The organism is Prosthecobacter sp. SYSU 5D2 (assembly GCF_039655865.1).
In the GTDB taxonomy this organism is placed as follows: domain Bacteria; phylum Verrucomicrobiota; class Verrucomicrobiia; order Verrucomicrobiales; family Verrucomicrobiaceae; genus Prosthecobacter.
The window spans coordinates 169,117-194,485 of record NZ_JBBYXL010000009.1 but is presented as its reverse complement, the minus strand read 5'-3'; the positions used below and the strand labels follow the sequence as shown (position 1 = coordinate 194,485).

23 protein-coding genes and 1 tRNA gene are annotated in these 25,369 nt (G+C 59.0%); 9 read left to right on the top strand and 15 right to left on the bottom strand.

Features of this window, described 5'->3' with window-relative positions; genetic code table 11:
• Positions 1-89 precede the first annotated feature (89 nt).
• From WJU23_RS16710 to WJU23_RS16700, 3 genes are all read left to right on the top strand, one after another.
• Entirely contained in the window at positions 90-908 is an 819-nt protein-coding gene (locus tag WJU23_RS16710) for a DUF1080 domain-containing protein (RefSeq protein ID WP_346333745.1), read from the top strand.
• Positions 909-983: 75 nt separating this feature from the next.
• Positions 984-2,573 (top strand): family 10 glycosylhydrolase, encoded by a 1,590-nt coding sequence (locus WJU23_RS16705; protein ID WP_346333744.1) that lies wholly within the window; start codon positions 984-986, stop codon positions 2,571-2,573.
• A gap of 128 nt (positions 2,574-2,701) precedes the next feature.
• Positions 2,702-4,513 (top strand): LamG-like jellyroll fold domain-containing protein, encoded by a 1,812-nt coding sequence (locus tag WJU23_RS16700; protein ID WP_346333743.1) that lies wholly within the window; start codon positions 2,702-2,704, stop codon positions 4,511-4,513.
• A gap of 49 nt (positions 4,514-4,562) precedes the next feature.
• Here WJU23_RS16700 and WJU23_RS16695 read toward each other — a convergent pair whose 3' ends face one another.
• Complete coding sequence (locus tag WJU23_RS16695; RefSeq protein WP_346333742.1) at positions 4,563-5,558, bottom strand: L,D-transpeptidase family protein; 996 nt, start codon at positions 5,556-5,558, stop codon at positions 4,563-4,565.
• 305 nt (positions 5,559-5,863) lie between these two features.
• Positions 5,864-5,938: transfer RNA gene (locus tag WJU23_RS16690), tRNA-Val, on the bottom strand.
• A gap of 109 nt (positions 5,939-6,047) precedes the next feature.
• On the opposite strand from WJU23_RS16690, the gene WJU23_RS16685 reads away from it, so the two are divergent.
• Positions 6,048-7,661, top strand: a complete 1,614-nt coding sequence (locus WJU23_RS16685) for a peptidase S10 (RefSeq protein WP_346333741.1) — start codon at positions 6,048-6,050, stop codon at positions 7,659-7,661.
• Positions 7,662-7,820: 159 nt separating this feature from the next.
• On the opposite strand, the gene hisF is transcribed toward WJU23_RS16685, so the two are convergent.
• From hisF to rpe, 7 genes are all read right to left on the bottom strand, one after another.
• Positions 7,821-8,582, bottom strand: a complete 762-nt coding sequence (gene hisF, locus WJU23_RS16680; protein WP_346333740.1) for an imidazole glycerol phosphate synthase subunit HisF — start codon at positions 8,580-8,582, stop codon at positions 7,821-7,823.
• A 153-nt stretch (positions 8,583-8,735) separates the two neighbouring features.
• Entirely contained in the window at positions 8,736-9,677 is a 942-nt protein-coding gene (locus WJU23_RS16675; RefSeq protein ID WP_346333739.1) for an amidohydrolase family protein, read from the bottom strand.
• A 7-nt stretch (positions 9,678-9,684) separates the two neighbouring features.
• A complete protein-coding gene (locus tag WJU23_RS16670; protein WP_346333738.1) occupies positions 9,685-10,584 on the bottom strand; it encodes a DMT family transporter in 900 nt (299 codons plus the stop codon).
• Positions 10,585-10,635: 51 nt separating this feature from the next.
• Complete coding sequence (locus tag WJU23_RS16665; protein WP_346333737.1) at positions 10,636-11,280, bottom strand: hypothetical protein; 645 nt, start codon at positions 11,278-11,280, stop codon at positions 10,636-10,638.
• Positions 11,281-11,497: 217 nt separating this feature from the next.
• Positions 11,498-12,097 (bottom strand): hypothetical protein, encoded by a 600-nt coding sequence (locus WJU23_RS16660; RefSeq protein ID WP_346333736.1) that lies wholly within the window; start codon positions 12,095-12,097, stop codon positions 11,498-11,500.
• A gap of 71 nt (positions 12,098-12,168) precedes the next feature.
• Positions 12,169-12,864 (bottom strand): hypothetical protein, encoded by a 696-nt coding sequence (locus WJU23_RS16655; protein ID WP_346333735.1) that lies wholly within the window; start codon positions 12,862-12,864, stop codon positions 12,169-12,171.
• Positions 12,865-12,981: 117 nt separating this feature from the next.
• Positions 12,982-13,656: a ribulose-phosphate 3-epimerase gene (rpe, locus tag WJU23_RS16650; RefSeq protein WP_346333734.1), complete on the bottom strand. Its 675-nt coding sequence runs from the start codon at positions 13,654-13,656 to the stop codon at positions 12,982-12,984.
• A 159-nt stretch (positions 13,657-13,815) separates the two neighbouring features.
• Here rpe and WJU23_RS16645 point away from each other — a divergent pair, with 159 nt between their 5' ends.
• From WJU23_RS16645 to htpG, 3 genes are all read left to right on the top strand, one after another.
• Positions 13,816-14,733, top strand: coding sequence for a TraB/GumN family protein (locus WJU23_RS16645; protein WP_346333733.1), 918 nt, complete (start codon positions 13,816-13,818; stop codon positions 14,731-14,733).
• A gap of 82 nt (positions 14,734-14,815) precedes the next feature.
• Positions 14,816-15,787 carry a GDP-mannose 4,6-dehydratase gene (locus WJU23_RS16640; RefSeq protein ID WP_346333732.1) on the top strand — a complete coding sequence of 324 codons (972 nt, stop codon included), beginning with the start codon at positions 14,816-14,818 and terminating at the stop codon, positions 15,785-15,787.
• 107 nt (positions 15,788-15,894) lie between these two features.
• A complete protein-coding gene (gene htpG, locus WJU23_RS16635; protein WP_346333731.1) occupies positions 15,895-17,745 on the top strand; it encodes a molecular chaperone HtpG in 1,851 nt (616 codons plus the stop codon).
• A gap of 365 nt (positions 17,746-18,110) precedes the next feature.
• Here htpG and WJU23_RS16630 read toward each other — a convergent pair whose 3' ends face one another.
• Together WJU23_RS16630 and WJU23_RS16625 are read right to left on the bottom strand one after the other, a co-directional pair.
• Entirely contained in the window at positions 18,111-19,310 is a 1,200-nt protein-coding gene (locus tag WJU23_RS16630) for an ammonium transporter (protein ID WP_346333834.1), read from the bottom strand.
• 606 nt (positions 19,311-19,916) lie between these two features.
• Positions 19,917-20,918 (bottom strand): D-alanyl-D-alanine carboxypeptidase family protein, encoded by a 1,002-nt coding sequence (locus WJU23_RS16625; RefSeq protein ID WP_346333730.1) that lies wholly within the window; start codon positions 20,916-20,918, stop codon positions 19,917-19,919.
• A gap of 177 nt (positions 20,919-21,095) precedes the next feature.
• On the opposite strand from WJU23_RS16625, the gene WJU23_RS16620 reads away from it, so the two are divergent.
• Positions 21,096-21,989: a peptidylprolyl isomerase gene (locus WJU23_RS16620; protein WP_346333729.1), complete on the top strand. Its 894-nt coding sequence runs from the start codon at positions 21,096-21,098 to the stop codon at positions 21,987-21,989.
• Between the two features lie 75 nt (positions 21,990-22,064).
• Here WJU23_RS16620 and WJU23_RS16615 read toward each other — a convergent pair whose 3' ends face one another.
• Genes WJU23_RS16615 through WJU23_RS16600 form a run of 4 tightly spaced genes read right to left on the bottom strand, consistent with a single transcriptional unit; the run spans position 22,065 to position 24,339 of the window.
• The gene (locus tag WJU23_RS16615) at positions 22,065-22,580 is read right to left on the bottom strand and encodes a hypothetical protein (RefSeq protein WP_346333728.1); all 516 of its coding nucleotides are present in this window, start codon (positions 22,578-22,580) and stop codon (positions 22,065-22,067) included.
• Positions 22,581-22,631: 51 nt separating this feature from the next.
• Entirely contained in the window at positions 22,632-23,297 is a 666-nt protein-coding gene (locus WJU23_RS16610) for a sigma-70 family RNA polymerase sigma factor (protein ID WP_346333727.1), read from the bottom strand.
• A gap of 41 nt (positions 23,298-23,338) precedes the next feature.
• On the bottom strand, positions 23,339-23,704 hold the full coding sequence (locus tag WJU23_RS16605) for a dihydroneopterin aldolase (protein WP_346333726.1): 366 nt from the start codon (positions 23,702-23,704) through the stop codon (positions 23,339-23,341).
• Positions 23,701-24,339 carry an HAD family hydrolase gene (locus WJU23_RS16600; protein ID WP_346333725.1) on the bottom strand — a complete coding sequence of 213 codons (639 nt, stop codon included), beginning with the start codon at positions 24,337-24,339 and terminating at the stop codon, positions 23,701-23,703. Before WJU23_RS16600 ends, WJU23_RS16605 begins: the two co-directional genes overlap by 4 nt.
• 150 nt (positions 24,340-24,489) lie before the next feature.
• Here WJU23_RS16600 and WJU23_RS16595 point away from each other — a divergent pair, with 150 nt between their 5' ends.
• A complete protein-coding gene (locus WJU23_RS16595; RefSeq protein WP_346333724.1) occupies positions 24,490-25,353 on the top strand; it encodes a sugar phosphate isomerase/epimerase in 864 nt (287 codons plus the stop codon).
• Positions 25,354-25,369: the final 16 nt, after the last annotated feature.

Sequence of the window (25,369 nt, the reverse complement as noted above, 5' to 3'; positions counted from 1 at the left end):
TATCACAAAAGCATCACCACCGGTGCGATTCGGGCGGAGAGGGCCAGGGAGAAGGAACGTTTATACCGGGTTCCTCATTCATACACACCATGCGCCTGACCTCACTTTGCCTCCTGGCATTCACTTCCGCCCTCTTTTCTGCTGAACCGGTCAAAGAGAAGATCAACGTCCTGGACCTCATGAAGGCCGGTGAGGTGGAATACCACATTAATCCGAAACAGGATTTCGCAGACCCGGCCAGCGAGGTCTTTCAGCTCAAGGACGGCCAGCTCAACATCAGTGGTCGCGGTTATGGCTACATGGTCACCAAAGAGGGATACAAGGACTACCATCTCGTGGTGGATTTCAAATGGGGCCCGAACACCTGGGGCAAGCGCGCGGATCGCACCCGTGACAACGGCATCCTCGTTCACGCCTACGGCCCGCATGGCGCCTACTCAGATACCTGGATGGCCAGCATCGAGGCGCAGATCATCGAAGGCGGCATTGGCGATATTTTGGTCCTGTCACCCAAGCTGCCCGACGGCACGGAACTCATCACCAGCGTGACGGCGGAGTATGAACTGGACCGCGACAAGGAGAAACGCTGGAAGAAGGGCGCACCCCGCCAGGTGGTGACCAAAGGCCGCATCAACTGGGAAAAGCGCGATGAGGACTGGGCCGACAAAATCAACTTCCGTGGCAAGCACGATACCGATGCGCCCATCGGCGATTGGAACCGCCTGGAAGTCATTGCCAAAGGCGACACGCTGCAATACTTCGTCAACGGCCAGCTCGTCAATGAAGCCTTTGAGTGCAAGCCTGCCGAAGGCCGCATCTGCATCCAGACGGAAGGCGCAGAGATGATTGTCCGCCGTTATGAACTTCATCCGTTAGGCCAGTTCACTGAAAAATGGACCGGCAAATGAAGCCAGCCAGTCTGTCCTGACAGGCAGGCTCCATACATTTTAATCCAGCCCGGCCATTACCGGAGAGACATCCTCATGAAAACGACGCTCCTCCTGGCCGCGCTCGGCCTGGTTCTCAGTGCCCTTCCGTCTGCGGCGCAAGCTCCCATCCAGTCCCTGGATGAACTGCGCACGTTGCGCAAGGAGGCCGCCGGACGGCAACGGCGGATCATCTTTAACAATGATGGCAATGAGCCGGTGTATCTCTGCACCAGCACCGCGCCGGAGGAACTGCTGCGGCATCGCACCGCAGCCCTGGCGGGTTCCCAGGTGGACAGCCTTTTCTATTGCACCTGGAGCTCAGGCTTCGGCCTGTTCACCCATGGGACGAAGGTTGGGCAGGTGTTTTCCACCAAGGAGGCGTTGTTTTCCAAAAACATGACGCCGGAGCTGCTGGCCGCCGGCACGGACCCGCTGCGCGTGATGGTGGACTTTGGCCACCAAAACAGCATGGAGGTCTTCTGGTCCTTCCGGCTCAATGACACACATGACGGCAGCCGCACCGAATATGGCCCGGTGATGTTCCGGGCTAACAAGCTCAAAACAGAGCACCCTGAATGGCTCATCAGCACACCTGATGTTAGGCCGAAATTTGGGGCCTGGTCCGCCGTGGACTTCACCCGCGACGAGATCCGTGACCTGGCCTTCCGTTACGTGGAGGAGGTCTGCCAAAACTACGATGTGGACGGTGTCGAGCTGGACTTCTTCCGCCATCCGGTCTTCTTCAAACGCGCGGCCATGACCGGCACGGAATGCAACGATGCCGAGCGCGCGCTCATGACCGGACTCATGCAGCGCATCCGCACCATGACCGAGAAAGAGGGCCTGAAGCGTGGCCGCCCCATCCTGGTGGCCATGCGCCTGCCGGACTCCGTGGAATTTTGCCGTGCGGTGGGGCTGGATCTGGAAAAGTGGCTCGCTGACGGTCTGATGGACCTGTTCATTCCCAGCGGCTACTTTCAGCTCAATGACTGGAGCTACAGCGTGGATCTGGGCCGCAAGCACGGGGTGAAAGTGTATCCCTCCTTTGATGAATCCCGCATCAGAGACCCGGATTCCCAAAAGTTGCGGCGCGCGGTGGGAACGTATCGCGGACGGGCGCTGAATGCCTGGCAGGCCGGTGCCGATGGCATTTATCTGTTCAATTCCTTCAACCCCAACAGCCCGCTGTGGCGGGAGCTTGGCTCGCGTGAGATGCTGCAAAAGCTCGACCAGGATTACTTTGCCAGCGTTCGCGGACTCGGCGCGGCAGCAGGCGGTACGTATCCCCATGCGGACTTCATGCGCATCCCCGATCTGAATCCTGCGCGACCGCTTCCCCTAACCAAAGATGCTTCCGCCAAGGTCCGCTTCAGGGTTGGTGATGACTACGCCGCCAAGCCCCAGGGCAGCCAGCCGAAGGTCCGGCTGCGGGTGCAATTCAAAAAGCCCGTCGAGGCTGCGGATGCTGCCGTTACTCTGAACGGTACACCTTTGTCCTCGGCCAAAGTCAACGACCGGTGGCTGGAATATGACGTGCAGGCTAAGGATCTCAAACCAGGGGCCAATGAGGTGGAAGTGCGCCTCTTAAAAGCGCAGAGTTCACAGGCTCTGACGGATCTTCATTGCACCGTCAGGCAGCCTTGACAACGCTGGGCAGGATGTCGTGTTAATATAACACCGACTTCACCGTTTTATGCCGGAGGATCTGGCGGGCCAGGCCCGTTTGCATCCAGGCGGCGGGCATTTGCCTCCGCCCCACCTGCTTGCCAACCATGAAAAAACTCATCGCACTTCTGTCCCTGGGAGCTTTGCATCCCGGCCTGGCCTTGGATTCCAAACACTGGCCGCTGGAGACTGCGGACCCAGGGTCAATGACGCTGCATGGCAAGGTCAAAACCGCACCTGGAGCGGTGGAGAAAAGCCTGGTGCTGGACGGCCGGCCGGTGATTGAACTGAAGGACACGATGAAGCTGAATCCAGGGGAACACGGCTTCACTTTTTCCGTCTGGTTCAATCCCTATCACCTGAACCGCGGCCAGCAGGTCATCGCGGCGAAAAACCGCTATTCTTCCGATGAACGTCAATGGAGCCTCACCGTCGAGGCGGACGGCACGCTGCGTGCCTATCTGCATCAGGGGGGCTGGAAGACCATCAGCACCCAGGAGAAGCTGAAGGCGGGGCACTGGCATCAGGTGACGCTGACGGTGCATAAATCCAAGGCCCTGCTTTACCTGAACGGACAGCCGGTGGGTGAGACCTCTTTGACCAGACCGCTGATGGCTAACACTGCGCCCATCACGCTCGGCGGGGTGAATGACCTGGGATCGCTGCGGCAGCAGTTTATGGGAGCTTTGGATGAGGTACGATACACTCCCACCGCCCTGACTCCGGCTGAAGTGGCCAGCCGCTATCAGCCAGCTTCCGCCACCCATGACATTCCCCAGCCTCTGGCCGCCAAAACGCCGCTCTGGGATGAAAAGCAGACGCTGGGAAAAAGCCTGGAACTGCCGCTGGCCCCAGGCACGCGCTTCTCCGTCATCAAGCCGTATGAGTTTACCAAAGACGGTTATCGCTTCCTTCACGGCGTGGGGCTGGCCTTTCACAAGGGCAAGCTATACGCCTCCTTTGGTCACAACAAAGGCGCTGAAAACACGGATACGGAAGAGGCCCGCTATTGCGTGAGCGAGGACCTGGGCCGGACCTGGAGCCCCGTGGCCACCATGGACCGTGGTGAGCCTGGGACCGGCATCAGCCACGGCTCTTTCCTCTCCCACCAGGGCCAGCTCTGGGCCTTCATGGGTGCTTACACCGGCTTCATGAAGGACATCCATACCCGCGCTTATGTGCTGGATGAAACCACCCAGACCTGGCAGGCGAAGGGCACCGTCATTGAGGGTGGCTTCTGGCCGATGCAGGAGCCTTTAAAAATGGCGGACGGCAACTGGATCATGGCCGGCATCCGGGTGGCCAAATACCTGAAGCCGCCGGCCAATCCCGCCGCCGTGGCCATCAGCCATGGCGATGATCTTACGAAGTGGGACCTCGTCGTCATCCCGGCACCGGACGGCCTGGACATGTGGGGTGAATCCACCGTTTTTGTCAGCGGCAAACGCATCACCAATGTCTCTCGCTACGGTGGCGAGCGGAAGGCGCTCATCGCCATCAGTGAGGACTATGGCCGGACCTGGACAGAATCCCTGCCTTCCAATCTGCCCATGATCACTAGCAAACCCTATGCAGGCACACTCAGCACCGGTCAGCATTATCTGGTATGCACGACATCTGCCGATGTCTCGATGCGCTCCCCTCTGACGATTGCGCTGACGCGGCCCGGTGAAAACGTTTTCAGCCGGGTGCTGGTGATCCGCCATGCCGAATTCCCCGAAGGCCCCGGCGAATCCCACCCCAAAGCCGCCCTTTCTTATCCTTACGCTGTCGAGCACGAGGGACACCTCTACGTTGGTTATTCCAATACCGGCGGCAAAGTGGGCCGGGTGGGAGAAGGCCGTGAACTGGCCAACAACAACAGCGCTGAGCTGGCGGTCATACCGCTGGAGGCGCTGAAGGTCGAGGCGGGGGATTAAACCTGATGCGGGCCTCCGAACCCAGAAATCCAGCATCCAGGAGAAGCATTTATCGAATGGTCACAGGCATGCCTTTCTGCACCAGCGTGTAAAACGTCGCCGCGTCCCAGTTGGAAAGCCGGATGCACCCATGGCTGCCTGCACGGCCGATCGTCTCCGGAAAGGCGGTGCCGTGGATGCCCACGCCGGGGCGGTTCAGGCCTGCCCACAGCAGACCCACCGGGCTGTTAGGTCCAGGGGGCAGATTGTAAAAGGTCTCGGTCCGCTCGCCCCTTTTCAGCACGCCTTCATCATAGCGATACCACGGCCACGGTACAGCATTGGTGATCTTCCATTCCCCCTTCGGTGCCGGGTGTTCCTCAGACCCCGGCGTCAGAGGAAAGGCCGCCAGCAACCGTGACTCCTCCATCACCCGCAGCATGCGAAAACGCGTATCCACGATCACGTGCCGGGTCGCTGCCACAGAGGCGGGCGGTTTGGCATAACCCGAAGGGAAACGGTCCACGCGGAGCGGCCGCCGGACATTCGGCACCCGGATCACCTCGCCCGGTGTCAGCGCATCCAGAGACCGGCCCGCATTGAGCTCCGCGATGAAGGCCACCGTGGTGTGAAACCGTTCCGCCAGCAGCTCCCCCAGCCCCACATAGGGCAGGCTCTTTTGCGCCGCCTGCTCCGCCGGCTCCACCGCCATCGTCCCCAGCCGCTTCAGGTCCTCCGCCGTTACCGCATACCCCGTGTAGGGCACGATGTGGCCCACCTCCGGCACCGCACTCGGCGGCAATCCCTGCGACTCCTGGTAAAGGGCCAGCGCCTTGCGGGTGAACTCCCCCAGATGCCCATCCACCACGCCGGGACCAAAGTTCTCCCCATCCAGAAAGATCTGCAACTGCACCGCCTGCGTGCGTGACACCTCATCCGCCCCAGCGTCTGCCGCCTCCGCGACCGTCACCGGACGGGTGGCGCAACTGGTGAGCCCAAACAGGCTGCTGGCAAAGAGGACTGCCAGGGACAAACGGATTCGGCGACGCGCCGAAGAGGGTTTCATAGAAGTGCGAGGACTGGGGCGCCGTTTTATTGCATCGTATCGGCGCTTTGATGGGAAATAGCGGTCTCGTCTGATGCCTGGCATTGGGCGCGCTGAGAACCCAGATCAACCACAGATGACACGGATGGACACAGATAGGGACGAAGAAAGGAAGGAAACCCGTTTCTGAACATCTGTGCTCTCTGTGGCATCGGTGGTTCACATTCAGCTACCCTGAACTCCACACTGGTTTAGCCAGACGCCTTTTACCGGTTGGTGGAACCAAGCTTCAAACTCCAAAAACAGATGATTCTAAACGTGTAGAATGGTGCGCGGTGCAGGGTTCGAACCTGCGACCCTTGCCGTGTGAAGGCAATGCTCTACCACTGAGCTAACCGCGCGATTGGGTGGACGAGGAGTTAAGCCTCTTGTGGAAGGTTTGCCAGTTCTTTTTTTGGGAAATGATGGAATCTGAAGATGCGCGGGGGGATTTCCGTTTATGGTGGTCTTATGCTTTCTCTGACCCACTTTGCACGGATCGTTTCTCTGCTGATGCTGACTTCTGCGGCTGCGCTGGCGCAGGCTCCTGAGCCTGAAAAGGTGGTGGGGGAGAAGAAGGCGGAGGCGAAGGATGCCAAGGCGGAGGCTGATGCCAAAGACGACAAGAAGGCCCCGGAGGCCAAAGGCGGCAAGGACGAGAAGGGGAGCAAGCCGGAGGCGGCGGAGGTCAAAAAGGTGACGGAGCACAGCCTCATGATTGACGGCCAGAAGGTGGACTACACGGCGACGGCGGGGATGCTGAGCCTGAAGGACGGGGAGGGGAAGGTGACGGCGGACATTTTTTATGTGGCGTATGCGAAGAAGGGGGTGACGGAGATGGCGAAACGGCCGCTGACGTTTTCTTTCAACGGCGGACCGGGGTCGTCCTCAGTCTGGATGCACCTGGGGCTGCTGGGGCCGAAGCGGGTGAAGCTGCGGGACGATGGCTTTGCGGTGCCGCCACCGTATGAACTGGTGGAAAATGAATACTCGCTGCTGGATGAGACGGACCTGGTTTTCATTGACCCGGTGAGCACGGGCTACAGCCGGGCGGCCAAGCCGGAGGACGCGAAGAATTTCTTCGGCGTGAAGGAGGATGCGGCGAGCATTGGCGAATTTATCCGCCTCTACATCACCAAGGAATCACGGTGGCTGTCGCCGAAATTTTTGATTGGCGAAAGCTATGGGACGACTCGCGCGGCGGCCCTGAGCGGGGAGCTGCTGCGGACGCATAAGATGAACCTGAACGGCATCATGCTGGTGTCCACGGTGCTGAACTTCCAGACCATCTGGGGAGCGGAGGGGAATGACCTGCCGTATGTTTTATACCTGCCCAGCTTCACAGCGACGGCGTGGTATCACCAAAAGCTGGGGAAGGCGCTGCAGGGCAGGCCACTGGCGGAGGTGCTGAAGGAGGCGGAGGCCTTTACCAGCGGGGAGTATAACCAGGCGCTGCTGATGGGCGCGGCGCTGGACCCGGAGCAGCGGGCGAAGGTGGTGAAGCAGATGGCGCGGCTGACGGGCCTGAGCGAGAGCTTTGTGGAGGCGTCCGATCTGCGGGTGTCCTTGAGCCGGTTCAATGCGGAGCTGCTGCGTGAAAAACGGCTGGTAGTGGGCCGGTTCGACAGCCGCTATACGAGCTACATGCGCGATGCGCTGAACAACCACGCGGAGCGGGATCCGAGCGCGGACGCGGTCTTCAGCGCGTTTACCTCCACCTTTAACCACTATGTGCGCAACGATCTGAAATTTGAGGAGGACCGGCCTTATAACATCCTGACGAGCGTGGGGAAGTGGAACTGGAATGCGGAGAACGAGTTTGCCAATGTGTCCGAAATTTTGGCGGAGAGCATGACGGCCAACCCTTATCTGAAGGTGCATGTTTCCAACGGCTATTATGACATGGCGACTCCGTACTACGCTTCCCGTTATACCTTTTCGCATCTGAACATCCACCCGGAGCTGATGAAAAACATCACGGAGGATGACTACACGGCCGGGCACATGATGTACCTGAACCTGCCGGACCTGAAGAAGCAGAAGGAGGACCTGGCGAAGTTTGTGCGGATGGCCTCGGGGCAGTGAGGGGGGAGTCCAAGGTGTGAGGCCATCCTGGCCTCAGCTTGTAGGAGTTCCTTGGGCTGGGGCGCAGGGGATGCTCAATAGCACGTCGCAGAACGGTTTCCCGCGGGACGCAGGAAACAGCACGCGGGGACGCGTGCGCTCCATGGCGGCGCAACGGTTCTACACCAGACGTACGGGGACGCCCTGGCTGTCGAGGAAGGTCTTGACGTCGCGGACGGTGTATTCACCGAAGTGAAAGATGCTGGCGGCGAGGACGGCATCGGCTTTGCCAGCGCTGAGGACATCGGCCATGTGCTGGATGTTGCCGGCGCCGCCGCTGGCGATGACGGGGATGGTGACGGCCTCGCTGACGGCGCGGGTGAGGGCGATGTCGTAGCCGGCTTTGGTGCCGTCGGAATCCATGCTGGTGAGCAGGATCTCCCCCGCGCCCCGGCGGCAGACTTCAGCTGCCCATTCCACGGCATCTAGCTCGGTGGGGTAACGGCCGCCGTGGGTATAGACGGTCCAGGAGCCGTGCTCGTTGCGCTTGGCATCAATGGCGACGACGAGGCACTGGCAGCCGAAGGCCTCGGCAGCGGCATCTATGACGTCGGGGGTTTTGACGGCGGCGGTGTTGATGCCGACTTTATCCGCGCCGGCGAGGAGCATTTCCCGCATATCGGCGACGGTGCGGATGCCGCCACCGACGGTGAGGGGCATGAAGCAGGACTCCGCCGTGCGGGCGACGACGTCCACCATGGTCTTGCGCTCCTCATGGCTGGCGGTGATGTCCAGAAAGACGAGCTCGTCAGCGCCCTGGGCGTTGTAGATTTTGGCGCATTCCACGGGGTCCCCGGCATCGCGGAGCTGCAGGAACTGGGTGCCTTTGACCACACGGCCTTCTTTGACGTCGAGACAGGGAATGATGCGCTTGGTGAGCATGGGGGACGCGCAACGTAAAGGCGGGAGGGGCGGCGGTCAACTGGCTGGCGGGCGGATGACGAATGGGGCAGAAGCGGGCTTTTTTTACAGGATTAACAGGCCCGCCACGACGGAAAGGATTAACAGGATTTGATGAAGGGAGATGTGGCGACTTCAGCCCAGGCGGAAGAGCTTCTGGGAGTTGTCGAAGAGAATTTTGCGCTCGACGGCCTTCGTGGGAGAGAGCTTGCGGATCATGGCGATGGTCTGGGCGCCCTGGCAGCCGGGGCCGCGGCCGAGGTGGTCGTTGCAGTCGCTTCCGTAGAGGATTTTATCCTGGTGGCGGTCAAAGAAGCCGGTGGTGTGCTCTTCATCGCGGGTGAGGGCATTGAGGCCGGAGCCGGCGGACATGTCGGCGAAGAAGTTGGGGTAGTCGGCCAGGAAGCGGTCGGTGAGGCCGCCGGGGGTGATTTTGCCTTTGGGGTAGAGATCGGTGGGCTGGTGGTTTTTATCAATGTTGCCCCAAAAGGTCTGGGCGTGGCCGATGAAGACGGTCTTCGGATACTTGGCCAGCATGGTGTGGAAGCGCTCGTAGCCGCGGTTGTAGCGCTGATTTTGGAAATGGAGGAGGATGGGGACGTTGTAGGCGGCGGCGAGGGTATAGAGCTTCTGGCTGTGGGCGGAATCGCACTCCACGTCGAATTTTTGCTCGGCGATGATGCAGGCACCGAGCTTGAGCCATTTCTCGATCTCGGCGGGGGCGGTATCGAGGTCGGTGACTTCGTTGGCCCCCCAGAGGTAGGCTCCGGGGTGGGCCTGGGCCACTTTCATGCAGCTTTCGTTGCCGAAGGCATCGGCGGCGAGGCCGTTGGATTTGCCGTCGTGCGTGGAGGGGCGGGTGGTGGGGGTGCCTGCAGGCAGCAGGATGGTGGTGGTGATGCCCATGGCGCGCTGGTGGGCCAGGAGGTGGGCGTCCTCGCGGAAGCGGTAGTTCGTGTGCTGGTGGATATCAATGATGGGCTCAGCGGCGGTCTTTTCCTGGCCAAGGGCGGTGGCGGCGAGGGTGCCAAGGCTGCTGGTCAGGAAGGCACGGCGGGAGGTGGTCTGAGAGGACATGGGGTGATTACGGCACGAAAGGCGGCACTTTAGCGGCGGGTGTGCGTACTCCGGTGATCCATCGGTTAAGCCATGGTACCAGCAGGACGCTGCCGATGATGATGCCGGCCCCGAGGTAAAAGCCGCCGCTCATGTGCTCCTGCGAGCCGAAGATGAGGACCGCGAGGATGATGCCATAAACGGGCTCCAGATTGTAAACGACATTCACCGTGAAGACAGACATGCGGCGCAGCACGACCATGTAACCAGCATAAGCACCGACGGTGCAAATACTGGCCAGGATGAAGAGCCAGAAAGCATCCCCCGCGCCAGGAATGGCGAGGTGAAAAGGCGGGGTGACGAGCCAGGCGAGGACGGTGATGAGGAGCGCGCCGAGCATCTGGTAATAACCCATGACGCTGTAATGCCACTGGGCCACGAGCTGCTTGTTAATGACGGCAAAGAGTGCGGCCAGGAAGGCGGCGGCGATGCCGACTGTGAAGCCTAACCAATATTGCAACTCCACCTCATAGATCATCCACACGGCCCCCATGATGACTGCTCCCACAGCAAGTTCCCAGGGCCGCCAGCGGCGGGTGCCGTCCACATAGGGCTCGATGAGGCTGCACCAGAGCATGGCCGTGGGCAGGGCGGCGAGACTGACGCTTGCGGTGGCCAGCCTGGCGGAGGCGAAGAAAAGTACCCAGTGCAGCCCAAGGAGGGAACCGACGCCGAGCATTTTCCACAGCTCACTGCGCGGGACATTAAGGCGGCGGCCCCGGCAGCGTGCCAGGATGGCGAAACCGGCGGCAGCCATGGCGGTGCGCCACAGGACGACCTCGACTGGAGGAAGCGTGATGAGCTTGCCCAGGATGGCGGTGAAGCCCCAGGCCAGGATGACGAGATGCAGCAGCAGGTAATCACGCACGCGCTGCCTCTGCCACATCCCGGGCAGCTCTGCCAGTATCTGAATGCGGAATTATTTGATGATCTTGGCCCCGGAGAATTTAACGCTGCCGGAGGCATACCCGTTCTTTGTATTCGGGGCCGCACCGATTTTGCTGCCCCCGCTGGCATTGATGGTCAGATTGGTTAGCTGCACGATGACATCTGCCGCTGCGGGAGCCTGTACATCGCGGACGTTGGCTTTGAGAGGACCGATGAGATAAAACCCCTCATCCTCGCCATTCAGTTGGACGTCTATCGTAGCCTGGCCGACGACATTGCCTGTTCCAGTTTTTTTGTCCAAATTAAGTTTGGATTTAGTGACGGCATAGGGGGTGTTGCTGGGAAAGTATGACGAGACAACCAGATCACTCTGGCCTGGGTCACGGATCAGGAAGGAGGAGCCGGTCTGGCCATTGTTATCAAAAGTAAGTTGAGCCAGGAGCCGGGCTTTTTTGCTGAAAAGACGTCCTTCCTTCAGGCCAATCATCTGAATGATATCGAAGGTCTTCACGCTGAAAACCCGAAAGCTATCAGTCTCAATGTTCCCTTTTGTGACAGTGGCATTCTGCTCATGGACTTTCAGGGTAAAGAGCATGTTAATCTCCACAGTTTCATCTGCTGAGGCTGCAGCGGTGCTGGCAAAAAGAAGGGCGGCGAGTAGGGATTTGGTTTTCATGGGTGGGGGGAGCCATTCGCTGCGGCCTGGAGAAATTCGCAGGCAGAGCAGGGCCTTGATTTAAGTAGCCCCAAAAACCGGGCGGGGTTACTGCTCTTTTCTAAAAGACGGGGTTATTGTTCTATATGAATCAGCTGGGCATTATGCATGGTCGGGACAGGATTTTTCTGTCGGCGTCCAGACAAATGTCGGATTCGAGGGGGGATCGCGGGCCTTGTTACTCCTGCTGCAAAGGCGGGTTTTTTTTGCGGACCAAGGGAGGGGAGTCGGGCCGGGCGGGTTTCTGGCCGGTGACCTGTTCGCGCCGGGGGCGCGGGGCATCCGAAGCTCCTCGGATTTCGCTTAATGTGGGCAGTTCGATGAATTCGATGGCTTCGGTGAGGCGGGTCTTTTCCTCCGGCGTTCTGGCGGCCGCTAAGGCCGCACGCAGCCTGGGAATGGACTCCCGCCCCATGTGCTGGATGATGGCATCCAGGGCTCCTTCCCGCACGGCATCGTTCGGATGGCTCAGTGCGGCATAGACAGCTTCTGTTTTTTCAGGCGTGCCTTCGGTGGCAGCATCAAAGAGGTCTGAAATGAGTTCGCCTTCATCCAATGCGGCTTGTTGTTCGGCTGGATTCAGAGGCGTCACTGATGTCACCTGGGCAGGTTGTCCAAGAAGGGGCTTTTTGCGTGGAGCAGGTGGGGCCGGATCTTCGGCCGGGTTGATTGGCGCAGAAACCGCTGTGCGCGCACTGTCTCCTCCTGCTTTGTAGGCCGCCCAGAGGACCAGGGAAACGAGGGGGATGGCCACCAGCAGCCACAGGGTCTTTTTCATTTGCATGGCGGGATGTAAGCATAAAAAAGCGGTGCCTGTCCAAGAAAGACAGGCACCGCTTGCAGAAACAATCACGTGTCTGGCGGTGTCGGGAAGACTTTGGCTCCCGAGACTTTGATGGTGCCTTCGGCGATCCCTTCATAAAAGTCATCAAACTTAAGGGGGAAGAAGTAGCCATAGCCGCTGACTTTTGAACTGAAGCTGAGAAGATCCACAAAGTTTTCGGTGCTCTTGACCATCACCACTTTGATCGTGGAACGGTCAATGCCAAACAGGTCGAGTTCCTCGCTGGTTTCCGGGGATTCCGGATCAAAAAGAAACTGGTATCTGCTGTTGCTGATAAGGTTGACCGTGCCAGCGCCTGTGACGGTGGAAAACTTGTATTTCACGACTTCCTCGAGGGAATCAATATCAATGAGATTCGTGACATCCAGGTCCGCCTCCTTGGCTTTGTCGCGGATAAGATACCTCGTGGCCAGAAGGCTGCCGTTATCATTAAATTCATCCTGGCGGATGATTTTGGATTTGGGCGAATAGTCATCTGCTTCATCTTCAAAGAGGGCAAAATTAACCGCCTCAATGATGTCTGAGTTTTTGATGGTGCCGGTCTGATAATTCAGAATTTCAGAATTACCTTTTTCGACCGAATCTGTGGTGTTGGCGTAGAATTTCAACGCGATGGTGACATTGGCTTCGACAATGTCCGCCCTCAGGGGAGAGGCCAGGACGGCGAGTGAGGCTGCAATGAATGCGATTTTTGTCTTCATGGAGTGTGTTGGATGAGGGTCTGACTGCAGGGTTAGAATCCTTTACAAGTGACGGTTTCGTCAAGTTCATCTTTGCAGCAGAGCTTGTGAGAAATACTGCATATATTTAGAGAGCTTTCATCCAATGCTGGTCATCAGCCCGGCCATGGCCTCATGGGTATTGGCGGGGCCGAAGAAGGAGGTGCCGCAGACGAAGAGATTGGCTCCATTTGCCTTGGCGATGGGGGCGGTAGTCGGGTAGATGCCGCCATCCACCTCCAAATGATATTTCAAGCCATGGGCATCGCGGTAATCGCGGGCGGCGGCGAGCTTGGGCATGGTCTCCTTTTCCATGAAGGGCTGGCCGCCGAAGCCGGGGACGACGGTCATGACGAGAAGGAGGTCTATGTCGTTCACATAGGGAAGGGCGGCTTCAAACGGGGTGTCCGGGTGCAGGGCGATGCCGGCGTGCTTTCCGGCCGCGCGGATGCGGCGCAGGGTCTCCAGCACGGAGGTGTCATAGCGGGCCTCAACATGGATGGTGATGTTGTCTGCCCCGGCGTGGAGAAAGCGCTCCAGGTAATGGTCCGGGCGGTGGATCATGAGATGGACGTCCAGGTACATGCCGGTGCATTTGCGCACGGTCTGGACCATCTGGGGGCCGAAGGAGATATTGTCCACAAAGGCCCCGTCCATGACGTCCAGGTGCAGCCACTGGACGCCGGCTTCTTCAGCGCGGTTCACTTCAGCGGCGACTTTGGACCAGTCGGCAGCAAGGAGGGAGGGCAGGATGAGGGGTGTTTCGTGAGTCATGGCAGAGGTATGGGGATTCGGTAGGAGTTCCTGGGCAGGGGAGCAACCGCGAAGTGGTGAAATGCGAGTGACGAATGAGGGGCGGGAGCGGTTAATATCCCGGTTGCAAGGCGGGCGCTGGCCGTGTTTGAATCGGGGGTGTTTTATTATTGTCATCTCATGGCGGCTGGCTGCCTGTTTTTTCTGACGTCCTGCAGCCCTGACGTGGCGGCGCAGCGCACGCCGGATACACCTGTATCGGACCCGGAGGTGGCAGGGAGTGTGTGGGTGGTGGACGCGCCGGAGACCGGTGGGCGGCTGTATCTGTGCGGGACGATCCACATCCTGCGGGATGCTGATTACCCTCTGTCACCAGCGTATGAGGGGGCGTATGCGAACTCTGACCGGGTGGTGTTTGAGCTGCCGCCGGGCGCGGGAGACGGTCCTTCGATGACCTCGCGGATGCGGGAGCTGGGTACGTATGGTCCGGGAGAGTCCTTGGAGGCTGAGGTGAGTGCGGAGACCTGGGCCGGTGTGAAGGCGTGGGCGGCCACCCGGGGGATGAATGCGGCCACCCTGAACCAGTATCGTCCCTGGTTTGTGTCCTTGCTGATCACCGCCACCGAGTATGCGGCATTGGGGGCGCGGCCTGAAAAGGGGGTGGACCATCATTTTGAAGAACGTGCCAAACGTGATGAGAAGCCGGCTTCCGGCCTGGAGAGCGTGGAGTTTCAGCTGCAGCTTTTTGCGAAGCTGACCCCTGCCCAGCAGAATGAGATGCTGGTGCAGACGTTGGGGGAGGTGAGCACCCTGCCCAAGGAATTCGACAAGATGATTGACTCCTGGAAACATGGGAAGCTGGATGAGCTGACGGAGATGCTTTTTCGCGAGCAGGCCAAGTTCCCGGACTTGATGGATCTGTTTCTCTATAACCGCAATGAGGCCTGGATGGACCGCCTGGTGGAGATGCTGGAGAAGGGGGAAAAAGTGATGGTGCTTGTGGGCACCGGCCACTTTGCCGCAGACAAGGGGCTGATCCCGCTGCTGAAAAAGCGTGGTTTTACGGTGCGGCACTACCGGGAGGTCGAGGGCCTGTAACGGATTTGCTTCGCGGGGGGCATGCCGGTCGCGGTTGCAAAAGCTTCCGGTTTGCCGGAGGTTCCCCATACTCCAACTCATCATGAAGATTCTTGTTACCGGCGGTGCCGGATTCATCGGCTCCCACACTGTCGAACGTCTGCTGCAGGATGGAGCCCATGAGGTGACGGTTTTTGACAGCATCAACGACTACTATAATCCGGCCATCAAGCGGGCCAATCTGCGCGCTTTTGATGAACGTGTGCGCCTGGTTGAAGGAGAGCTGACGGATGCGCCGCTGATCCGGCGGTTGTTTGAAGAAGGGCGATTCGATGCGGTGATCCATCTGGCGGCGCGGGCCGGGGTGCGGCCTTCGATTGAGCAGCCGGAACTTTATATTGATACGAACATCAAAGGGACGTTCAACCTGCTGGAGGGGGCGCGGCTCACGGGCTGCAAGCACTTCGTCTTCGCCAGCAGCTCCTCCGTCTATGGGGTGAACAAAAAGGTGCCCTTCAGCGAGGAGGACCCGATTTTACAGACCATCAGCCCGTATGCGATGACAAAGATGGCGGGGGAGCAGATGTGCTCCAACTACAGCCACTTGTACGGCATCAAGACGGTGTGCCTGCGGTTTTTCACTGTGTATGGCCCGCGGCAGCGGCCGGACCTGGCCATCTCCAAATTCACACGGCTGATTGATGAGGGGAAGCCGATAGACAAATTTGGGGAAGGGCACACGGCGCGTGACTACACCTTTGTCCACGACATCGTGGATGGCATCATCGGAGCAGTGAATTATCGCAACGGACCGATTTGTGACATTTTTAACCTGGGCGGTTCGCAGACGGTGACGCTGAATGACCTCATCACCACCATCGAGAAGGCGGTGGGAAAAAAAGCGGTTATCAACCAGCTTCCCGAGCAGCCTGGGGATGTGCCGCTGACATCTGCTGACGTGACCAAGGCACGGAAGTGGCTGAATTTCAGCCCGCAGACGACCATCTCCGAAGGCGTGCCGGCTTATGTGGAATGGTACCGGCAGATGCGGGCGGACGGGGTGGTGGTGTGCTGAGTGGGAAGACGATGGGGAGGTGATATGGAGGCGGCCTTTGACAGGCGGCGGAGACCGCCTATTCTCTGCGCCCGTTTTTAACCCCAAATCTCTTCTATTAACTCCCTATGAGCAATACAACCGGCAGTACGCATGAGTTCCAGGCAGAGGTCAAACAGGTCCTGGACATCGTCATCCACAGCCTCTACACCGACCGCGAAATCTTCATCCGTGAGCTGGTGTCCAATGCGGCGGACGCCCTGGAGAAAATGAGGCTCACGCAGCTCACCGAGAAGGAAGTCTTCGGTGCCGAGCTGCCGCTGGAAATCAACATCACCACGGATGAGACCGCCGGTACGCTGACCATCGCGGATCACGGCATCGGCATGACGCGCAATGAGCTGGTGGAAAACCTGGGCACCATTGCGCATTCAGGCTCGAAGGCTTTTGCGGCGGCCCTGAAGAATGCGGGCAAGTCCAATGAGGCGTCTTTGATCGGCCAGTTTGGTGTCGGTTTTTACAGTGCTTTCATGGTCGCGGAGGAAGTCAGCGTTTACACTCACTCCTGGCGCAATGAGGGCGAGCACCTGGTGTGGAGCAGCACGGGTGCAGGCACGTATAGCATTGAGGAATCACCCGACCAGGTGCGCGGCAGCCGCATCGTCATCAAGCTGAAAGAGGATGCGCTGGAGTTCTGCCGCCCGGACCGGGTGAAGAGTGTGTTGGGCAAGTATTCCAACTTTGTCGGCTTCCCGATCCAGCTCAATGGCGAGCGTGTGAACACGGTGGAGGCCATCTGGCTGAAGAGCAAAGATGAGGTGACGGAGGAGCAGTACAAGGCGTTTTACCAGTTCACGGCGCATGCCTTTGATGAGCCGAGCTACCGCCTGCACTTCCAGGCGGATGCGCCGCTGGTGATCAATGCGCTGCTGTTCCTGCCGGACCAGAACATGGAAGCCTTTGGCATGGGCCAGATGGAGCCGGCGGTGGGCTTGTACTGCAAGAAGGTGCTCATTGACCCGCACCCGAAGAAGCTGCTGCCGGAGTGGATGCGCTTCGTGCGTGGCGTGATTGACAGCGAGGACCTGCCGCTGAACATCTCCCGCGAGTCCATGCAGGACAGCGCGCTGGTGCGCAAGCTGGGAGAGGTGGTGACGAAGCGCCTGCTGAAGTTTCTGGACAAGGAAGCGCAGGATGACGCGAAGAAGTACCAGGAGTTTTATGCGAAGTTCAGCCGCTTTTTCAAGGAAGGCGTGGCCACGGATTTCCTGAACCGGGATGCCATCGCCAAGCTGCTGCGTTTTGAATCCAGCCTGACAGAGAAGGGTGAGGTCATTGGCCTGACGGATTATGTTTCCCGCATGAAGGAGGACCAGAAGGCGATCTATTACCAGGTGGCCCCTTCACGGAATACCATCGAGACCGGCCCGTATGTGGAGGCTTTCAAATCCAAGGGATATGAGGTGCTGTATCTGTATGAGTCCATTGACGAATACGTGGTCAACAGCCTGCGTGAATTTGACGGCAAGCAGCTCCAGGCGGTGAACTCCAATGAAGTGGATCTGGGTGACCTGGCCAGTGAAGGGGAGGCTCTTAGTGAAGCCGAAACCACCACGCTGTGTGACTGGCTGAAAACCAGCCTGGCCAGCGGTGTGGAGGAAGTGCGCAGCGGCAAGCGCCTGGTGAACAGCCCGGCGCTGGCCATCACTCCTGATGGTGAAATGACCCCGCAGATGCGCCAGATGATGCGCGTGATGAAGCCGGACGAGGTGGAGGCACCGAAGGTGATCCTGGAGATCAATCCACGGCATGAGATCGTGAAAAAGCTGGCCGCCCTGAGCCAGAGCGATGCGGAGAGCGCCCAACTGGTGGCTGAGCAGGTGCTGGACAATGCGCTCCTTTCCGCCGGACTGCTGGATGATCCTCAGCGCATTGTGGCGCGGACGGAGAAGATCATGGAGCGGCTGCTGGCGAAGTGATTTAAGCCCAAAGTTAGCTAAGCCCTGTCTTTTGTCTTTGTCTGGATCCGGGTGGATCTGGGCGGGGCGGGAGGCAGGGTTTTTTATGGGTAAGGGGGGCAATCTTGATCCTTGTATTACACAAGGCTGGGATGAAGAGGTTTAGGGGGGATTGCATCACTCGGATCGCCGCAGTCGCGGGAAGGGAGTGCAGGGCTTTAGCTGAAACCATTTCCTGGGTGAGGAGGCGAAGGTTGGGGTGAGCAGACCTTGGGTGGATCGCATCACTCGGAGAGTGATGAGTACTGTACAAAAAACTCCCTGGCTGCTTGCGCGGCCAGGGAGTTATGGTTCGGGATTTGAATGAACGGAACCTCTCGTAGCTATCAGTGGTTCGGCGTGATGTTGTAAGCCGCTGCACCGTGTTCGCCGATGTCCAGGCCTTCGGATTCTTCCTCAGGGCTGACGCGCAGGCCCATGATCAGTTTCAGGACAAAGAAGATGACGAAGGCGGCGACGAAGGTGAGGGCATAAGCTGCGACACCTGTGAGCTGGCTCATAAGCTGGGCACTGCCAGCCTTGGCACCCCAGATACCAACTGCCAGGGTTCCGAAGATACCGCAGACAAGGTGGACGGAGATGGCGCCGACTGGATCGTCAATCTTGATCTTGTCGAGGAAGATGACGGAGATTACCACGATGGCACCGGCGATGGCACCGATGACAATGGAATCAACCGGAGACATCTGGTCTGCACCTGCAGTGATACCCACCAGACCGGCCAGGATGCCGTTGAGGGCCATGGACAGGTCAGGCTTTTTGAGGATGATCGTGGAGACAAGAGCGGCACCGACACCACCGGCTGCGGCGGCCAGGCAGGTGGTCACCAGGGTGAGGGAAACCAGGGCCGGATCAGCGGACAGGACGGAGCCGCCGTTGAAACCGAACCAGCCGAGCCAGAGGAGGAAGACACCGATGGTGGCGAGAGGCATGGAGTGGCCGAGGATCGGCTTGATTTTGCCATCGGCAGCATATTTGCCAAGGCGAGGCCCAAGAAGAAGGACGCCAGCAAGAGCACCCCAACCGCCCACAGAGTGAACCAGGGAGGAACCGGCGAAGTCATAGAAGGGAGTCTCAAGGCGGTTCAACCAGCCATTGCCCCACTTCCAGCTGCCAGCGACAGGATAGACGATGGCCACATAGATGAGAGAGAACACCATGAAGGTGCTGAGCTTGATACGCTCAGCCACGGAACCGGAAACGATGGTCGCGCAGGTGGCGGCGAACATGGCCTGAAAGAGGAAGTCGGTCCAGTAGGTATAACCAACATTGTAGGCGGAAGTGACGCCTGCTTCATCCGTGGAGATGCCCATGCCGGCAAACTTGAACCAGAACTGGGAGTCACCATCTTCGAAGCCAGGATACATCAGATTGAAACCGCAGAGCATGTAAGTCAGAAGACCGATGCAAGGAATCAGGGTGTTCTTGAACAGGATGTTCACCGTGTTCTTGGACTGGGTGAGGCCCGTTTCCACCGTGGCGAAGCCAAGGTGCATGATGAACACCAGGCCTGTGCAGAGCATCATCCACAGGTTGTTGGTGGTGAACAGCTCCACAGAAGGGCCTGCATCCTCCTCCGCTGCGGGTGCTTCGGGGGCGGGGGCTTCTGCAGCCGGAGCGGGTGCCGGAGCTGGCTCAGGAGCCGCTGCGGGGGCTTCGGCGGGAGGCGGGGCAACTTCCTGTCCGTGGGACAGGGGTTCGAGCGTCAGCCCAAGGGTCGCGGCCGCGATTCCGGCAGCGAGCAGGCAAGCAGTCCATCTGTGTTTGCTGGTTAGCATAGTTGTATCGTTTTGAGTTGGTGTTGTGGCGGCTACGGGAACCGTTCCTGTGAGGGTTAAGCAAGCGCCGTGCCAAAATTGGCACGGCGTGATTTCAAAAAAATGAAAGCCTCTGATTTTGGGTGCTTGCAGGATGCCGGCGGGGGCCTGGATAACAAAAAGTGCGGTCAGACCAGGCCGGTCTCTGCCGGTTTAATCATTTGTTATGCGGTGCTGACCACGGTCAGGGCGTGAAGGGGCCCGGGCACGGTCTTGGGCAGGCGGAGGCCTTTTCCATTGAATTCGTGCCTTTGGGAAACGCCGGTGAGGCGTTCTTGTCCAGGCGCAGCCGCGCGCTGGGAGCTGGGGCTTTTCTCAGCGGGAAGCCGTCAGGCCGCCGCTTTTGGCGCGCTGCAGGCCCCAGCTCATCAGCAGGCGGCCATCATCCCAGATGTATTTGGTCTGGGTGCCCAGCTGCACCAGGATGACATCCCGCCCGCGGTAGCTGGCGGTGGAGATGAGGCAGCGTCCGCTGGCGATGGTATAACCCGTCTTCATACCATTGCACTCCGGCATGGAGCCCAGCAGGTGGTTGGTGCTTTTGAGGGTGACGGTGGAGCCGCTGTTTTTCCTGAAGGTGTAAGAGGAGCGGCGCACGGCATCGCGGATGACCGGATTGCGGTAGGCGGCCATGGCCACGCGGGCCATGTCACGGGCGGTGGAATACTGGCCGCTGGCGGTGAGGCCATGGGGATTTTTGAAGTTGGAATTGGTGCAGCCCAGAGAGCGTGCCTTGGCGTTCATCTTGGCGGAAAAGGCGGCGATGCTGCCGGCATTGTCACGGGCGAGGACATTGGCCACGTCATTGCAGCTCTTGATCAAAAAGGCGTACAAGAGGTGCCTGCGGGTGTAGCGTTCACCAGGGCGCAGGCCCAGGCAGGTGGGCTCCACTTTAATATCCGAAGCGGTCACGGTGACGGTTTTGTCCAAATTCCCGGCATCCAGGATCACAAGCGCGGTGACAAGCTTTTGCGTGCTGGCCACAGCACGGGCGGTTTCGGCATTCTTGGATGCGAGATGTCTGCCGGTCTGTGCATCAATGAGAAGGTATGAGGCCGCGCGGATGGAGGGAGTATTGGAGGCGGCGGCATAACGGGGGGCGGCTTCCACATCCCAGCCTGGGCTGTAGGTGGCCGGGGTGAGCGTGGCCGATGGATAGGCGCTGGAATAACCGGTCTGCACATATCCGGCGGAGCCGTTGCCACTGAAGTCACCCGCTGAGCGGACAGTCTTTTGAGGGGCTGAGCAGGAGGGCAGCAGGCTCAGCAGCACACCTGCGGAGGCGAGGGTGAAAAAGCGTGAAAAGGAAGTGAACATACTGGGGGGGAAAAGGGTAACGTTCATCATGGGGCGCAAGTTTAATGCCTTTATGAATAATGTTGGTTATGTAGGACTCCACGCAGCCGGGTGTCAACCCTGAGTGCCCACGGATGGCGGCGGAGGAAGGGCATTTTTCATCTTGCTTGTCACCTTCGTCCGCGCTCCGAATGCGTCATGGCACTGATCATCAACGGCGAAGAAATTGACGACGAAGTCATTGAGGGAGAATTCCGCAATGTGAAGGGGCACTATGAGCGCATGCTGCAGGTGGCCTGCTGCGAGCGGGACCAGGAGTTCCGCGGTTATGCGAAGGATAACATCGCCTCCCGCGTGCTGCTCAACCAGGAGTCCATGCGCCGCTTTCCCACCATCTCGGAAGAGGATGTGACGCAGCGGCTGGAGAAGCTGATCGAGGCCGCTGGCGGTGAGGACCAGTTTTATCTGAACATCGGCATGCCCTTCAAGGATGAGGCAATCGTGCGGGAAAATGTGCAGGGCGGCGTGCGGCTGGACAAGATGCTGGGGGAAATTTACGGCCCCGATCCTGACTTCACAGAAGTGGAACTCAAAGCCGCCTATGAGCGGGATCTGGCGCTCTACATGACGGAGGAGATGATCCATGTGGCCCACATTACCAAAAACCTCCAGGGCGCCCAGAGCCGCAATGAGGTCTTCAAAAGCATGCGTGAACTGCGCAGCCAGCTTCTGGCCGGTGCGGATTTCATGAAACTGGCGGAGGAAAACCGGGCAGATGACCAGCAGCAGATTGACCTGGGCTGGTTCAAGAGGGGAGAGTTCATGGAGGAGTTTGAGGTCATCGCCTTTTCCATGGGGGAGGGGGAGATCAGCCCCGTCTTTACCACTCAGCTAGGGTTCCACCTCTGCACCGTGCTGGGCCGCAAGGCACCCGAGGCGATCCCTTTTGATGCTGTCAAGGAGGCGGTGCGCCAGCGTCTGCTGGAAGCGCACAAGGACGCGAAGTTTAACGAACTCATCGCCCAGCTCAAGGCAGAGGCCAAGATCGAGGACACAGATCCTGATGAGACGGCAGAAAACGCCGGGCACTGAGCTTGTTTCTGGACGTTACACAAAAAAAGGGCAGAGGGATCAGCCTCTGCCCTTTAAGAATGGATGCGGATGGAATCAGCGGCCGAAGTCGCTGATCGGCAAAAGCCCGGCGGAGACCGGCGTGGCCAGGTTTTCTGGCAAGGCCGAAGAGGCGAACTGCTCACCTTCAAAATGCTGGCTCAGAAGGATGCCGCTAAATTCCAGGACTTCATCCTGAGGCAGAGCTTTCTGAATCAGCTCGCTGTCCACGGCAAAAGCGGGCTGTTTTTGTAAGATGGCAGGCACAGCGTCAGCGGAAGCGATGGTAAAGTCGTTGCCGCCCTGCTGGCTGCCGCCGATGACATTCAGTGTGCCCCATGCGGCGGCGATGGCGAAAGCTGCGGTGGCCGCAGCGGTGGCCCACTTTGGGGAAACGAGGTCACTGAAGAAGGTGTTCACACGCTCCCAAAGAAGATCACGTGAGGAAATCCGCAAAATCTCGGAGCGCTGCCGCTCACGGAACTGGGTTACGAAGTCTTCCACAAAGTCATCACCAGGAGTCTCATACTGTTTCAGTCGAAGCAGCCTTTGGATGTTCTCGAATTCGTTCATAGGTAGTGCGTCGGAGTTTGGCGGGAACTTGATCAGTTAGCAAGAATCGTGTCACTTTACAAAATCTTCCAAATAAGTCTGGAGGAGCCGGTGCGCGTAGAAAAGCCTGGACCTCACAGTGCCCTCTGACACCCCGAGAATCTTGCTGATCTCGTTGTGCTGAAGGCCCTGGACGTCGTAGAGCGTGACTACCGTGCGGTGGTCTTCTGACAGCTTCATCATGGCGTCGTTCAATCTTTTTTGCAGCTCATGGATGTTCACCTCGCGTATGGTGTCGCGGTTCGCTGTGGTGATGCTGATGAAGTCCGGGTCGTTGTGAATGCCGCTGTCCACGTCATCCAGGCTGACTTTGGCGTGACGGCCCCTCTTTTTGAGGAAATTCAGCGTCATGTTCACCGAGATGGAGTAAATCCAGGTGTAAAAGGAGGATTTTCCCATGAACCGCTTTAATGAGCGGTAGGCTTTGGCAAAAATATCCTGCAAAAGATCCGCCGTGTCCTCCCGGTTGGAGGTCATGTTGTAAACCAGACCATAAAGCTTGGGCGTGTATTTGCGGATCAGTTCATCAAACGCCCGGGTGTCCCCGGCCTGGGCGCGCTCGACAAGCGCACGGTCTTCCGCGGCGCTGTTGCTTGCTGGGGGCTGATCCGTGGTCGTCTCCATGAGTCCGCTGTCCTCGCGATCCGTTTCGCGCGGTTTTTCAAGCAAACCATTCATCGGGGAGTGAGACAAGCTTTTCTTGGGGGCTGGGGGTTGATTCATGGCCGGGTGAGGCTCACAGCCACATGATCACAGCCAGGTAGAATACGTTTGCGGAGGGTCACTTTGGCCGTATGAAGTTGAAACTCAGTGATGAGGCACTGCGCCATTTCGGCAGCTAAAGTCTCAATGAGCCTGCGGGGCCGCTCTGCGGCGAGAGCGCGGAGGCGAATGGCCACGGCGGCATAGTCCACAGTCTGTGTGAGGTCGTCCGCCATCGTCTCAAACCGGTTCGGGAGCCACAGGGTGACATCTGCCTGGAGGGTCTGCCAGGCGGCCCGCTCCTCTTCCGGCACACCAATTTGCACAGGCAGATCCAGCCCTTGAAGGTGGATTTCATCTGCAAAAGAGGCGGGAGAGGTCATGCCGTTACTGTGGGACATTGCATCAGACGTGTCAAAGCCGACAGATTTCTCACCAGGATGTCCGGCTCGGCCGTCAGCAGGGTGCTCACGGATTCATAACCCGTGGCGGTGGCGATGGAGGTCAGCCCTGCCGCACGTCCGGCCAGGATGTCGTGCCGCATGTCCCCGATGAAGGCGGTCTCCTGCGGCAGGAGGTGATGCTGGCGGAGCAGTTCATGAACATGGGTGCACTTGTCAATGATGCCGCAGTGCAGGTGCTCAAAGAAGTGGGAGACGCCATTGCTGGCCGCCTGGGCGCTCACATGCTCCAGCGGGGCGCTGCTGCACACGAACATGCGGCGGCCCGTATCAGCGGCGAACTGGAGGAAATCCAGGGCGTGCTCAATCATTGGCACCTCGTGCTGGTCCTCGCCGGGAAAATGCTCCAGATAAAGCGCCTGCAATGTAGCCAGGGGCACATCTGGCAGGATGTGACGGTAAAATTCGGTGTAGGGCAGCTGGAAAACTTCGCGAAACTGCTCCCGCGTAAAAGCCGGCTTTTCGTAATGGGCCAGGACCTTGTTGGTGGCTGTGATGACAGCACCGAGGTCGTCTGCCAGCGTGCCGGACCAGTCGAGGATGAGATTGCGGATCATGGCGCTTATATGCCGGGAAAGCCGGTTTGTGCAACGCGGGATGAAAATTCGCTGCTGGACATCGCGTGACGCGTCGTTTCCAATAGCGGCGCGCTGGCCGACCGGCGCGTTTTTCTGACTTCCAAACTTATAACCGACCGCATCCATCCTATGGCAAAAATCGAATTCGGCTCCCAGGTCTATACCTGGTTCATGCAGGGCACCGGCAAGGGCTATGATAACAAACTGGATCATATGATCGAAGTGGCCGCGAAGGCGGGCTTTACAGGCATCGAGCCGATGGTGCTCGAGATTTCTGAAAGCGCCCTGGGCTGCGGCCGCTACTGGCTGGGGGATTTCTGCGATCCCGTCCGCCTGAAGGACGCGCTGCAAAAGCACAACATCAAGCTCGCGGGCCTGGCTCTCGTCTGCGCCTGGGATGCTGAAGAGGAGACTCCTGCAGAGAAGGAAGCGGCGGATTTCACCCTGGAACTGCTCCAACATTTCCCCGGTGCCATGTTGGGCACGGTGACGCTGCCAAGCGGCCGCAAGAACGACCTGCAGCGCCGCCGCCTGAATGTGGCGCGCAATGTCAACAATGTGTCCAAGCGCGCCGCCGACCTGGGCATCAAGGCCTCCTACCATCCCAACAGCCCGCCAGCCTCCATCGTCCGCACACAGGAGGACTACGATGTGGTGCTGAGCAGCCTGGACCCGAAGGTGACGGGCTGGACCCCGGACGTGGGCCACATCATCCGTGGCGGCATGGATGTCATCGCCACGCTGAACAAGTTTCAGCACCTGGTGAACCACATCCATTACAAGGACTACTCCGGCAACGGTCCTGAGCCTTGGGCGCAGATGGGCACCGGCAAGCTGGACTTCCACAAGATCACCGAATGGCTGGTGGCCCGTGATTATGAAGGCTGGATCATCTGTGAAGATGAAGCCCACGTGGCCGTGGACGATCCTGATGGCGTGACCATCCAGAACGGTGAGTGGTGCAAGGAGAACCTGCACCCGATCGTGGCCTGAGCCGACGTTGCCTTGG